Raw genomic sequence first — 12,493 nt, forward strand, 5'->3', positions numbered from 1 at the left:
TAAACATTTAAGAATTTAGAGGAATTTAAAACATGGCAGCAAAAGAAGTACTTTTTGCAGGTGACGCACGCGCTAAAATGCTAACTGGCGTAAACATCCTGGCAAACGCAGTAAAAGTTACATTAGGTCCTAAAGGCCGTAACGTTGTACTAGACAAATCATTTGGCTCTCCAGTTATCACTAAAGATGGTGTATCTGTAGCAAAAGAAATCGAACTTGAAGACAAGTTTGAGAACATGGGCGCACAAATGGTTAAAGAAGTTGCATCTAAAGCAAATGATGCAGCCGGCGATGGTACAACTACCGCTACAGTACTTGCACAGTCTATTGTTAATGAAGGCCTTAAAGCTGTTGCAGCAGGCATGAATCCAATGGATCTTAAGCGCGGCATCGACAAAGCAGTTATTGCTGCTGTTGCAGAGCTTAAAGCGTTATCTGTTCCTTGTTCTGATACTAAAGCCATTGCACAAGTAGGTACTATTTCAGCTAACTCTGATCAAGAGATTGGTAATATCATTGCTCAAGCAATGGAAAAAGTAGGCCGCAACAGTGGTGTTATTACTGTAGAAGAAGGTCAATCACTTGAAAACGAACTAGATGTTGTTGAAGGCATGCAGTTTGACCGTGGTTACTTATCTCCTTACTTTATCAACAGCCCAGAAAAAGGCACTGTTGAACTAGATAACCCATTTATTCTACTTGTAGATAAAAAAATATCTAACATCCGTGAATTATTACCAACATTAGAAGCGGTTGCTAAAGCAAGCAAACCACTACTAATCATCGCAGAAGACCTTGAAGGCGAAGCACTAGCTACATTAGTAGTTAATAACATGCGCGGTATTGTTAAAGTATCAGCGGTTAAAGCACCTGGTTTTGGCGACCGTCGTAAAGCAATGCTACAAGATATCGCTGTATTAACTGGCGGTACTGTAATTTCTGAAGAAATCGGCTTAGAGCTTGAAAAAGCAACAGTTGAAGACCTAGGTACAGCTAAACGCGTAATCATCACCAAAGATGATACAACTATCATTGATGGTGCTGGTGAAGAAGCGGGTATCAGCGGTCGTGTTTCACAAATTAAAGCACAAATCGAAGAAGCAACATCAGACTACGATAAAGAGAAACTACAAGAGCGCATGGCTAAATTAGCTGGCGGTGTTGCAGTAATCAAAGTAGGTGCTGCTACTGAAATGGAAATGAAAGAGAAAAAAGACCGTGTTGAAGATGCATTAAATGCAACTCGTGCAGCGGTTGAAGAAGGCGTAGTACCTGGCGGCGGTGTTGCACTTGTACGTGCTGCTAGCAAGCTGGTAGATTTAGTTGGCGACAACGAAGATCAAAACCACGGTATTAAAGTTGCACTTCGTGCGATGGAAGCGCCACTTCGTCAAATCGTAACTAACGCAGGCGAAGAAGCATCTGTTGTAATTAACGCAGTTAAAGGCGGCGACGGTAACTTTGGTTACAACGCAGCAACTGGCGAATACAACGACATGATTGAAATGGGTATCCTAGATCCAACTAAAGTAACACGCTCTGCATTACAATTTGCAGGGTCTATTGCGGGTCTAATGATCACTACTGAAGCAATGGTAGCTGAAATCCCAAAAGATGAAGCTGGTGGCGCTGATATGGGTGGCATGGGCGGAATGGGTGGTATGGGCGGCATGATGTGATAAACATCACCGTTTAAGCACCTCGCTTATATAAAAAAACCAGCTTCAGCTGGTTTTTTGCTTTTAGTGTATTAGAATCCAAAGTCCAATAGCAAACGATCAAATACGATATCCGAAGTCAGATTTGAGTGCTTTAAATTTTAATCTCTAAAGTTTTAATTCCTCACCGCTTGAGGTATAGGTAATTAAATACACGCTTTCACATACCGGATTTGAGCCTAAGCGAAAAGTCTTGACGCAGGGTGATTCATTAATGTTTTTTAAGTTAACAGGGATAGAAATTTGAATTGCAATCAAAAAATCAGAAGTAAATTACTAGCTATAATCGATAGTGAGCTGTTTTTTACTGAGTTAAATAAAATATACATTGAGAATTTAACTGATATTAAAAACATAGGATCTGAATTAGCCGCTATTCATAATGATAACTCTGTCGATATTATTGCTAAGTTTCTAACAGTTAAGGATTCTGAAGACCAAAGTTTCACTTACGCTATGTTAGAAATTTTTAACAATATACTGCCAACAATAATCAGCCCTGTCTCTGATGTAGTAAGGTCCATTACTTATATAAATCTAGAGTTAAAAGTCAATGCTCGTTCATGTAATAGCGGTCTTGAATTGTACTGTGATAAAAAGAAGGTAGGGAAAATCAGATTTTATCTTATGCTTTATTAAATCCAAATGACTCAATTGATTTTATTTCTGCAGCTTTAATTTCTGGATCCAAAAGTAACTTAGATATTTTTGTTAATAAAGCAATTGAATTAATCTGTAATGATAATAAGCATATTCAAAATAATGCTTTATTTGCATTGGGGAGAATAAATTATTCTAATAATACAGATTTGACCGATAAGGTATTAAATGAAATAGAAAAAATTTTGAAGTTTGGACATTCAGATCTGCTGTATTCAACTGCTGTTGAAACTCTGATGAACATCTATTTAAATACTAAATTTGGAGATTCTGAATTAGCAAGATTACTTAGATTAGCCTTATCTCAACCGTCTAAAGAAACCTTACTTTTAGCATCACGATATTTTAACTTTAATACGAATAATATCCCAGATTCAGCTATTCATGTATTTCTTAATGCATTTAGTGAAATATCAGCTTCAAATGTCGATGTACTTAGGCAAATTGATTATGGCTTATCTCATTTGTTGGAGGCTAATAAGGAAGAGCTTCTTATATCTTTTCTAGAGAAAATTTTAATTAAAAGTAAAGGCGCTATTTCAATAGCTATATTCTCTTCTCTGTTAAATAAAATTAAAAACAATAATGAGTTTTTAAATACATTAGTTACAAGATGGTTTTTGTCTAAAAAAGCTGTTTTGGGAAAAGCAATAAATGAAATTGTCGGGCAAAATTACGATAAAAATATAGAGCTGTCTATAGATGCAGACTTATTAAGTAGTGAAAACGAAGGTATTTGTTTGTTTTTAGCTAAAAAAGCTTGTGGCTGGTTATTTATGTCGCCAATAAGCGCAGTCAGTTTTATGCTGTCATTAATAGATTTCGCATCAAAAAGTGAAGTTGAATCAATAAATGAAATAATTTTAAACCCTTTGTTACTTAGCTATTCTGGCTCAGTAAATGAATATTTAAGTAATAAGTTAGAAAATGGAACAATATCAGAAAAAGAGTCAGCCAGCACCATATTAGAAAGTATTAAAACGTATCATAAAGGACTTGAAAAAGCTTGGGATATTAAGGAGCTACAACCTTCATTAACCCAACGAGAAGCATATCAAAGAAAATACAATGAAGATTCTAATAAGGCTTATAAAGAAAGCTCAAAAAACTCTTTTCTATCTAGCTTCTTTGGTAAACCACAAGTAATGCTTTATGGCAACACCTCAATTTATACTATGCATGGCATGAATAATTCACGTCATAGGCAAGAAGCACCATTAGCTCAGTTAAAAACGTCATTTGAGTTCCCATCTTTACAAGTGTTAGATCCACATGGAATCGATAATAAATTATGGAGCTTTAAAACAGAGGGTTGCACGGAATGAAGTTAATTATTAGAGAATACCTCGCGAACTTGAAAGAAAGAAAAGAACTAGATGCATTGCTACCAGATTTATTATCACAAATGGGGTTAGATGTTTTCTCTAAACCTGATGTTGGAGGGCGACAATATGGGGTTGATGTAGCCGCTTTTGGTAGTATTGATGGAAAAGAAAAAAGGTTTATCTGTTCTCAGTAAAATCAGGAGACTTGGGCAGAAAGGATTGGGCTGGTGATGCTGTTCAAGACTTAAAACCATCTTTAGATGAAATTATTGAGGTGTATATCAACGGTCATTTACCACCTAAATATAATAAATACCCAATAGTTATTTGCTTATGTTTTGGTGGTGATGTTAAAGAGAGTGTGCGTCTCAATGTATCTAAATATGAAGAGCTCAAAACTACAGATAGAGTTTCATTTGAGGAGTGGAACGGGAAGTTCTTGCAAATCACATTGAAGACTATTTCCTACGTGATGAATTATTACCAAAAGAGTCTCGTAAATATTTGAGGAAATCCCTAGCTATATTAAATGAACCAGATGAATCATTTAATTACTTTAAAAAACTCGCAATATCATTAACAAATATTGAATGTGAAGAGCCTAAAGAAGTTTTAAGGGCTCTAAGACAGCTCTCAATTTCTCTTTGGATTTTATATGCGTGGTCTCGTGATGAAGATAATTTAGAAAGTATTTATTGCGCTTGTGAATTTTCATTGTTACGAGCATGGAAAGTCGCCACCCCATACTTTGCAGGAAAAAAGAACGTAGAAAAAAACATAGAAAGCACCTTAAACTCAATAATTAACTTGTACCATCAACTCAGTGATGAATACCTACAAAAAGTGGTTCACCCACATGTAGGCAACCTGTATGCTTTATCTAGCTCTATAAATAGCCATAACTCGATTGATGTTAATATTAAATTATTTGATATTTTGGGAAGGGTTGCTATTCATGGTCTTTGGTCATATTCATATTTATCTAAAGAATATTTTCTAGAGACTGAATCGTTAATGGAAGGGATACGAAAGCAACAAGATATTATTATTCAACTTATCAATAATAATCCTCTTTTAATGACTCCTTATAAAGACGAACAAGCTATTGATATCTTCCTTGCTATTTTGTTTTTGAGTATAAATAGAATCGTCCAATGATTCAATATATCCATGGCTATTAAACATGATTCATTCAATTGACCATCAATTTAAATCTAACGGAATGTATCCAAATAATTTAAGCGAATACTATGAGATTATTCAGCATCCTAAAAGCTCTGATAAAAGCTACCTAGAAGAAGTCACACAAGGAAGCATTCTATTCCCTATTATTGCAGCCTATGCAGCTAAAAATGCATTTAGAGATATTTATAAAAAAGTTCAAGAGATAAAAAAACTCATTTATCTCATTGTAACTTTCAGGTTTGGTACCCTCTGGGTGATTCTGAAGAGCACTTTTATTCGAATACTTTTAGGCATGGTGGGGTTTTATCTGTAAATTCTGAAATAATTGAGGGAGAAGAAGTTTTTTTAAAAGCCTTGGAAAGTGAATGCGAAGCAACCGAACACTTCAAACAGTTAAGTGCTGTAGCATTAGACATTGAATCTATTATACTGCTCGCTTGTAGGCACTATAGAATCCCCCTCCTTTGCACTTTCTTTTTAACACAGGTGAAGTAGTCAAGTAGTATTGTAGAGGCACATTTATTTAATAGTACGGAGTGAGCTAAACATGACTAACGTTCAACAGCATATCGGCAGCATTGCATTAGTTATTAAGGACTACGACGATGCCATCGAGTTTTATACTCAAAAGCTCAATTTTGAGTTAGTGGAGGATACTGATTTAGGAGATGGTAAACGCTGGGTGTTAATTTCACCTCCAAATTCAAACGGGGCTAGTTCAAATGGGACTAATTCGAGCAGGACTAATCTACTGCTTGCTAAAGCCAAAACACCCGAACAGATGAGTGCTATTGGTAATCAAACGGGTGGTCGCGTGTTTTTATTTTTGCATACCGATGACTTTTGGAGAGATTATAATTTAATGCTTTCTAAAGGCGTTACATTTAACGAAGAGCCTAGAGTAGAACCCTATGGCACCGTAGTGGTTTTTGAAGACCTATATGGTACAAAATGGGATTTACTGCAGCTTAATAATTAGTTATGTAAAGTGACGCTTAAACTCACGTCACTTTATTAACTAACTCTCTTACAATTGGGAATAAATCACTGGGTAGCATTCCCCTTTGCCCGTCTCGCTCACTTGCGATATCACCGGCTTTAGCGTGCAGTGTTACACCATAACGTGCTGCTTCATCAATAGTTAAACCTTGAGCAAGCAATGCCCCAATAATACCAGTGAGTACATCGCCACTGCCGCCAACGGCCAGTGCTGGGTTGCCATCATCACATACCCACGTGTGCTGGGCATTATCTATTAATGTTCCTGCGCCTTTTAATACACAAGTCGCGTTATTGCGTTTAGCGCAAAGGCGAGCATAATTAAAACGATCAGATTCGATTTCGCTGGTGCTAACACTTAGCAGTCGCGAAGCTTCGCCGGGATGTGGAGTAAGTACGCATTGCTCTAACGTGTATGATGAAGCTTGCTTAGCCAGTAAATTAAGGGCATCTGCATCTATAACCAATGGCATTTTATTGTTTTGGCAATATTGCATTACTTCATCGAATGTTTGTTGTGCCCACTCGTCTTGCCCAAGCCCTGGGCCAATAACAACGCAGCTTGCCCACTCTAGCGCTTGATGTAAGTTATTACTACTTACCATAAGTTCTGGTATGCCAATACTAATAGGCGTTATTGAGCTTTCGTGTGTATACACTCTTACCATGCCAGCACCGGCTCTAAGGGCAGCTTCACTACTTAACCTAATTGCACCTGCAGTACCTTGATTGCCACCAACACATAAAAGCTTGCCATGGCTGCCTTTGTGACTATTGATTGCCCGCGTGGCAATTCCTTTAAAGCTATTAATATTTATCAAGGTACCTGATGATTGAGCTATACAAGTAAACGCATCGCCAATTGCTAAATCATCAAAAACTAACTTACCGCTATATTGTTTACCTGCCGTCGTTGTGAGCCCTTGCTTTATACCTACAAAAGTAACGGTTGAAGTCGCTTGTACTGCGCACCCTAAAGGCTGTCCTGTATTTGCTTCAATGCCCGATGGAATATCAATGCTTATTACGGGCTTACCACTGTTATTTACAGCGTTAATTATATTCGCAAAATTATCGCGTACGGCGCTATTAAGCCCAGTACCAAGGAGCGCATCAATAACGATATCGCACTCATTAAGAGCATCTTTTGTAAAATGAGAAACCACCCCACCCGCTTCTATCCATAGCTGCTGCGCTTTTGCAGCATCACCGTTTAATGTCTTATCAGGTTCAGCAGCGCATACTGTTACCTTTTTACCTGATTGCATAATAAGCCTAGCTACAACGTAACCGTCTCCAGCATTGTTACCATGGCCAACAATGACTAATGTATGCTGCGCATCAAATAACTGCCATTGCTTATATACAGCCTCTCCTGCACGCTGCATTAGGGTAAATAAATCACAATGACTATTTTTAGCAGCTAAAGCTTCATTGTCTCTCACTTGCTCGGCGCTAAATAGAGTTTGGTTCAACATAAATATTCCCCTTAACTGGCTCTAATTTTACTTTATCAAGACTCAAATCTATCGGCTAGATTAGTAATTAATTTTTTGTATTTTATGTAGCTGTGTTAGGAGGTAAATATTTAAATAAAAGCCACTCTGGAACAAAAGTAGGAATACCGCTTTTATATAACACTTTATTTTAGACATTAAAAAGCCCGAAACTAAGCTCGGGCTTTTTGGTAATAATTAGCTAGGCTAATAATTACGCTTTGAACGTTGCTACAAAGCAACTACGCCTAAGGCTAGAGCGCCACCATCATATGACACTTTTCTTCAGGCATTAAAAAAGGCCACCTGAGTGACCTTTTTATAACAATTAACTTTAAAGCTAATTATTACGCTTTGAACGTTGCTACAAAGCACCTACGCCTAGGGTAAGAGCGCCACCTTCATATGACACTTTTCTTCAGGCATTAAAAAAGGCCACCTAAGTGACCTTTTTATAACAATTAACTTTTAAGCTAATTATTACGCTTTGACCGTTGCTACAAAGTACCTACGCCTAAGGTAAGAGCGCCACCTTCATATGACACTTTTCTTCAGGCATTAAAAAAGGCCACCTAAGTGACCTTTTTATAACAATTAACTTTAAAGCTAATTATTACGCTACGATAGTTGCTACAACACCAGCACCTACAGTACGGCCACCTTCACGGATAGCAAAACGAAGACCTTCATCCATCGCGATTGGTGCGATTAGAGTTACTGTCATCTTGATGTTATCACCAGGCATTACCATTTCTACGCCATCTGGTAACTGTACGTCACCAGTTACGTCAGTTGTACGGAAGTAGAACTGTGGACGGTAACCTTTGAAGAATGGAGTATGACGACCACCTTCATCTTTAGAAAGTACGTATACTTCTGAAGTGAATGTAGTATGTGGGTTGATTGAACCAGGCTTAGCTAGTACTTGACCACGTTCAACGTCTTCACGCTTAGTACCACGTAGAAGTGCGCCGATGTTTTCGCCAGCACGACCTTCGTCAAGAAGCTTACGGAACATTTCAACACCAGTACAAGTAGAACGAGTTGTATCATTGATACCAACAATTTCTACTTCGTCATTGATGCGGATGATACCAGCTTCAACACGACCAGTTACAACAGTACCACGACCCTGGATTGAGAAAACGTCTTCGATAGGCATGATGAAAGGCTTATCGATGTCACGCTCTGGCTCTGGGATGTAAGAATCAAGTGCGTTTGCAAGCTCAACAATCTTATCTTCCCACTCTTTCTCGCCTTCTAACGCTTTAAGCGCAGAACCAGCGATTAGAGGTAAGTCATCACCTGGGAAATCGTATTCTGAAAGAAGTTCACGAACTTCCATTTCTACTAGTTCAAGTAGCTCTTCGTCATCTACCATGTCACATTTGTTCATGAACACGATGATGTAAGGAACGCCAACTTGACGAGAAAGAAGGATGTGCTCACGTGTTTGTGGCATAGGGCCATCTGTCGCAGCAACTACTAAGATCGCGCCGTCCATTTGAGCAGCACCAGTGATCATGTTTTTAACATAATCGGCGTGACCAGGACAATCTACGTGTGCGTAGTGACGTGAAGGAGTATCGTATTCAACGTGAGACGTTGAAATAGTGATACCACGTTCGCGCTCTTCAGGAGCGTTGTCGATTGATGCGAAATCTTTAGCAACACCGCCGTATACTTTTGCAAGTACGTTAGTGATTGCTGCAGTTAGTGTAGTTTTACCGTGGTCAACGTGGCCGATTGTACCAACGTTTACGTGCGGTTTTACGCGTTCAAACTTTTCTTTTGCCATCTTAAAAAATTCCTAATAAAGAAATTAAAGCCTGACTCACTATTGAGCCAGACAAGCTAAAATTATATAACAGCGCGAGCTGAAATTATTGTATCTGCAACATTTTTAGAGGCTTCAGCGTACTTCACAAACTCCATAGAGTATGAGGCACGGCCCTGAGTCGCAGATCGTAAAGCAGTCGCATAACCAAACATTTCAGAAAGAGGAACCTGCGCATTAATTTGCTTAAGCCCACCTAATGCATCTTCCATGCCTTCGATTATGCCGCGACGACGGTTTAAGTCGCCAACTACATCACCCATATTTGAATCAGGAGTGAGTACTTCAACCTTCATTACTGGCTCTAAAAGTACAGGGTTAGCTTTAAGCGCCCCATCTCTCATTGCCAGTGAACCTGCTATTTTAAATGCCATTTCATTCGAATCTACATCATGGAATGAACCATCATATAAAGTCGCTTTAACGCCAAGTAATGGGTAGCCTGCCAGTACACCTTGAGACATTTGCTCTTGGATACCTTTGTCTACCGCAGGGACGAACTCTTTAGGAACAGAACCACCTACGGTTTCGTTAACGAACTCGTAAATTGGTGACTCATCATCCGTAATATCCATCGGTTCAAGTTTAATCCAAACGTGTCCATATTGGCCACGACCACCTGACTGACGTATAAACTTCCCTTCAACTTTAACAGTTGAACGAATAGCTTCTCGGTATGAGACCTGCGGCTTACCAACGTTACATTCAACACTGAATTCACGTTTCATACGGTCGACGATGATATCTAGGTGAAGTTCACCCATGCCAGAGATTATAACCTGGCCTGATTCTTCGTCAGTTTGTACGCGAAAAGAAGGGTCTTCAGCAGCTAGTTTTCCTAGCGCGATACCCATCTTATCTTGGTCAGCTATAGTGCGAGGCTCAACCGCAATAGAGATTACTGGTTCAGGGAATTCCATACGCTCAAGCGTAATAATAGAATTCGGATCACACAGTGTTTCACCTGTTGTTACGTCTTTAAGACCAATAGCTGCCGCGATGTCGCCTGCGAAAACTTCTTTGATCTCTTCACGAGAGTTTGAATGCATCTGTACGATACGGCCAAGTCGCTCACGCTTACTTTTTACTGGATTATATACCGTGTCACCCTGTTTAACAGTACCAGAGTAAACACGGAAAAAGGTCAAGGTCCCAACAAACGGGTCTGTTGCAATCTTAAAAGCGAGTGCAGCAAACGGCGCTTTATCATTAGCCGGACGTTCTTCCTCAGTACCATTTTCTAAGATACCTTGGATTTGTTTCACTTGTTCTGGTGACGGCATATATTCAACAACGCCATCAAGCACAGCTTGAACGCCTTTGTTTTTAAATGCGCTACCACAAGTAACTGGAACAATCTCATTAGCTAATGTTCGTTGACGTAAAGCATTTTTAATTTCTGCTTCACTTAACTCTTCACCTTCTAAGTATTTATCCATTAGTTCTTCTGAGGCTTCAGCAGCGCTTTCAACTAAATGAGAGCGCCATTCTTCAGCCAATTCCAGAAGCTCTGCCGGTATTGCCTCATAAGAGAAAGTCATACCCTGGTCCGCTTCGTTCCAGTTAATCACTTTCATTTTTATAAGGTCAATAACACCTTTAAAGTCGTCCTCAGCGCCTACAGGCAACTGAATTGGAACAGGCGTTGCTCCAAGACGAGATTTCACCTGGCTAACCACAGCTAAGAAGTCAGCGCCCGTGCGATCCATTTTATTTACGAAGATCATTCTCGGAACTTCGTATTTGTTCGCTTGACGCCAAACTGTCTCAGTTTGCGGCTGTACACCAGATGAAGCACAAAGAACAACTACCGCACCATCTAGTACGCGTAAAGAACGCTCTACTTCGATAGTGAAATCTACGTGTCCTGGAGTATCAATAATATTGATACGATGGGCGTCAAACTGAGCATCCATCCCTTTCCAAAAACACGTTGTTGCAGCAGAAGTGATTGTGATACCACGCTCTTGTTCCTGCTCCATCCAATCCATAGTTGCAGCGCCATCATGTACTTCACCGATCTTATGAGAAAGACCCGTGTAGAACAGAACACGTTCTGTTGTGGTGGTTTTGCCTGCATCTACGTGAGCAACAATACCTATATTACGATAGCGCTCAAGTGGAGTTGTACGTGCCATATGATCCTCTTAAAGGTTAAAGACAGATTACCAACGGTAATGAGCGAATGCTTTATTCGCTTCAGCCATACGGTGAACGTCTTCACGTTTCTTAACCGCAGTGCCTTTATTATCAGAAGCGTCAACGATTTCTTGAGCTAAACGTAAGCCCATAGATTTTTCGCCACGCTTACGTGCAGCGTCTACTAACCAACGCATACCTAATGCGTTACGACGAACTGGACGTACTTCAACTGGTACTTGATAAGTTGAACCACCAACACGGCGAGATTTAACCTCTACCTGTGGGCGGATGTTATCAAGTGCAGTTTCAAAGATTTCTAGGTGCGACTTGCCTGATTTCTCAGCAGCCACGTCTAGCGCACCATAAACAATTTTTTCAGCAGTAGATTTCTTGCCGTCTAACATCACGATGTTAACGAATTTAGCAAGAAGTTCCGATCCGAACTTAGGATCTGGAAGAATTTTACGTTGACCGATTACGCGTCTTCTAGGCATTTTGTATCTCCGGTTTATTCAGGTTTGCTCTTTCGAGTCAATCACCCAAAACAATAATTATAAATATTTAGTGCTTGGCCTTACTAACGGAATACAATTACCCTTTAGGGCGTTTTGCACCGTATTTAGAACGAGCTTGACGACGATCGCTAACGCCTGCACAGTCAAGTGCACCACGAACAGTGTGAAAACGCACACCTGGTAAATCTTTAACACGACCACCACGGATTAGGATTACACTATGCTCTTGAAGGTTATGACCTTCACCGCCAATGTATGAAGTTACTTCGAAACCGTTAGTTAAACGTACACGTGCTACTTTACGTAACGCCGAGTTTGGTTTCTTAGGTGTAGTTGTATATACGCGAGTACATACACCGCGCTTTTGCGGACACGCTTTTAGTGCAGCTGAGTTACTTTTCGTAACCTTGCTACGGCGTGGCTTACGCACTAGCTGGTTAATAGTTGCCATTTAAATAGCTCCTGAAATTAAAATTACTACTGAAAAAAATAAAAAATCCGCCCTTTATTTACGAGCCTGCATTAAGCACACAAGTAAATGGGTGGCGGAATTTTAATGAGCAAAGTTTAACCTGTCAACCTAAACTAATCGTAAGACAGCATATAACTGCCTTAC

General features: G+C 39.5%; 12 protein-coding genes. 7 read left to right on the forward strand and 5 right to left on the reverse strand.

Going from position 1 to position 12,493, the window contains the following annotated elements; genetic code table 11:
* Positions 1-32: 32 nt before the first annotated feature.
* The 7 genes from groL (at position 33) to P4S71_RS07215 (ending at position 5,867) form a co-directional block, all read left to right on the forward strand.
* Entirely contained in the window at positions 33-1,679 is a 1,647-nt protein-coding gene (groL, locus tag P4S71_RS07185) for a chaperonin GroEL (protein ID WP_337150362.1), read from the forward strand.
* 282 nt (positions 1,680-1,961) lie between these two features.
* A complete protein-coding gene (locus P4S71_RS07190; RefSeq protein ID WP_337150363.1) occupies positions 1,962-2,357 on the forward strand; it encodes a hypothetical protein in 396 nt (131 codons plus the stop codon).
* Between the two features lie 170 nt (positions 2,358-2,527).
* Positions 2,528-3,703, forward strand: a complete 1,176-nt coding sequence (locus P4S71_RS07195; protein WP_337150364.1) for a hypothetical protein — start codon at positions 2,528-2,530, stop codon at positions 3,701-3,703.
* A complete protein-coding gene (locus P4S71_RS07200) occupies positions 3,700-3,897 on the forward strand; it encodes a hypothetical protein (protein ID WP_337150365.1) in 198 nt (65 codons plus the stop codon). The genes P4S71_RS07195 and P4S71_RS07200 overlap by 4 nt, the downstream gene beginning before the upstream one ends.
* A 229-nt stretch (positions 3,898-4,126) precedes the next feature.
* On the forward strand, positions 4,127-4,861 hold the full coding sequence (locus P4S71_RS07205) for a hypothetical protein (RefSeq protein WP_337150366.1): 735 nt from the start codon (positions 4,127-4,129) through the stop codon (positions 4,859-4,861).
* Between the two features lie 25 nt (positions 4,862-4,886).
* Positions 4,887-5,201, forward strand: a complete 315-nt coding sequence (locus P4S71_RS07210; RefSeq protein WP_337150367.1) for a hypothetical protein — start codon at positions 4,887-4,889, stop codon at positions 5,199-5,201.
* Positions 5,202-5,435: 234 nt separating this feature from the next.
* The gene (locus P4S71_RS07215; RefSeq protein WP_337150368.1) at positions 5,436-5,867 is read left to right on the forward strand and encodes a VOC family protein; all 432 of its coding nucleotides are present in this window, start codon (positions 5,436-5,438) and stop codon (positions 5,865-5,867) included.
* 22 nt (positions 5,868-5,889) lie between these two features.
* On the opposite strand, the gene P4S71_RS07220 is transcribed toward P4S71_RS07215, so the two are convergent.
* The 5 genes from P4S71_RS07220 to rpsL all read right to left on the reverse strand — a co-directional run bounded on the left by P4S71_RS07220 (position 5,890) and on the right by rpsL (position 12,328).
* Entirely contained in the window at positions 5,890-7,365 is a 1,476-nt protein-coding gene (locus P4S71_RS07220; protein ID WP_337150369.1) for an NAD(P)H-hydrate dehydratase, read from the reverse strand.
* A 631-nt stretch (positions 7,366-7,996) separates the two neighbouring features.
* The gene (gene tuf, locus P4S71_RS07225; RefSeq protein ID WP_008133488.1) at positions 7,997-9,181 is read right to left on the reverse strand and encodes an elongation factor Tu; all 1,185 of its coding nucleotides are present in this window, start codon (positions 9,179-9,181) and stop codon (positions 7,997-7,999) included.
* A 62-nt stretch (positions 9,182-9,243) separates the two neighbouring features.
* Positions 9,244-11,358 carry an elongation factor G gene (fusA, locus tag P4S71_RS07230; RefSeq protein WP_008133459.1) on the reverse strand — a complete coding sequence of 705 codons (2,115 nt, stop codon included), beginning with the start codon at positions 11,356-11,358 and terminating at the stop codon, positions 9,244-9,246.
* A 27-nt stretch (positions 11,359-11,385) separates the two neighbouring features.
* Positions 11,386-11,856 carry a 30S ribosomal protein S7 gene (rpsG, locus tag P4S71_RS07235; RefSeq protein WP_010555004.1) on the reverse strand — a complete coding sequence of 157 codons (471 nt, stop codon included), beginning with the start codon at positions 11,854-11,856 and terminating at the stop codon, positions 11,386-11,388.
* A gap of 97 nt (positions 11,857-11,953) precedes the next feature.
* Entirely contained in the window at positions 11,954-12,328 is a 375-nt protein-coding gene (gene rpsL, locus P4S71_RS07240) for a 30S ribosomal protein S12 (RefSeq protein ID WP_002958885.1), read from the reverse strand.
* Positions 12,329-12,493: the final 165 nt, after the last annotated feature.

The sequence above is a fragment of the Pseudoalteromonas sp. B62 genome, from assembly GCF_037162565.1.
Classification (GTDB): domain Bacteria; phylum Pseudomonadota; class Gammaproteobacteria; order Enterobacterales; family Alteromonadaceae; genus Pseudoalteromonas; species Pseudoalteromonas fuliginea.

Coding starts and splice junctions, on each gene's coding strand:
- P4S71_RS07200 (WP_337150365.1), top strand. CDS start 3,700: ATGAAGTTAATTATTAGAGAATACCTCGCGAACTTGAAAGAAAGAAAA.
- rpsL (WP_002958885.1), bottom strand. CDS start 12,328: ATGGCAACTATTAACCAGCTAGTGCGTAAGCCACGCCGTAGCAAGGTT.
- P4S71_RS07215 (WP_337150368.1), top strand. CDS start 5,436: ATGACTAACGTTCAACAGCATATCGGCAGCATTGCATTAGTTATTAAG.
- tuf (WP_008133488.1), bottom strand. CDS start 9,181: ATGGCAAAAGAAAAGTTTGAACGCGTAAAACCGCACGTAAACGTTGGT.
- P4S71_RS07220 (WP_337150369.1), bottom strand. CDS start 7,365: ATGTTGAACCAAACTCTATTTAGCGCCGAGCAAGTGAGAGACAATGAA.
- P4S71_RS07210 (WP_337150367.1), top strand. CDS start 4,887: ATGATTCATTCAATTGACCATCAATTTAAATCTAACGGAATGTATCCA.
- rpsG (WP_010555004.1), bottom strand. CDS start 11,856: ATGCCTAGAAGACGCGTAATCGGTCAACGTAAAATTCTTCCAGATCCT.
- fusA (WP_008133459.1), bottom strand. CDS start 11,358: ATGGCACGTACAACTCCACTTGAGCGCTATCGTAATATAGGTATTGTT.
- groL (WP_337150362.1), top strand. CDS start 33: ATGGCAGCAAAAGAAGTACTTTTTGCAGGTGACGCACGCGCTAAAATG.